1 protein-coding gene is annotated in these 568 nt (G+C 34.7%); it reads left to right on the top strand.

Annotated features, from left to right (window positions below):
- Window positions 1-568: tyrosine-type recombinase/integrase (locus tag N5D03_RS14975; protein ID WP_280052135.1), on the top strand; the 568-nt coding region annotated here is incomplete at both ends.

The raw sequence follows: 568 nt of genomic DNA, 5'->3' as shown, positions 1-568 counted from the left end.
ACTAAAAAAATACTACGATTATCTGATTGAAATAAAGGTAAGAAAGGACAATCCTGCTCACTTTATCAAGCTTCGAGATGCTAAACAAACGGCGGTACAATTACAGGATTTATGGACAGAAAAAGAACTCAAAACCTTACTTGAACCAAGAAAAGAACGTTATGCCATCTTAGCTAAACGCAATCAAATTATCCTGAGTTTATTCGTTCATCAAGCCGTTTTAGTCAAGGAAATAACCCAAATTCTACTCGAAGATATCGACCTCGATAAAGCGGAAATTTACATCCGTGAAACAGGAATGACCAACAGTAGAACCCTGTCTTTAAAAGCAGAACAAATCCTTTTATTTTATCACTATTTACAGGAAGATAGACCACAATTAGAGCGTACAAAACAGCCGTACTTTATCCTCAATAAATTAGGAAGTCCAACTACTTCAGACGATATTAATTACCTTTTATCGACTTATCAAAAACAATATGAAAAACGATTAACTTCGGTTAAAATCAGACAAAGTGTGATTACCAATTTACTCAGTCAAGGACATAATCTTAGGGCGGTTCAACTA

Source organism: Empedobacter sp. GD03861, assembly GCF_029840885.1.
Taxonomy (GTDB): domain Bacteria; phylum Bacteroidota; class Bacteroidia; order Flavobacteriales; family Weeksellaceae; genus Empedobacter; species Empedobacter falsenii_B.
The sequence above is the reverse complement of the archived record's forward strand: the minus strand, read 5'-3'. Positions and strand labels throughout refer to the sequence as shown.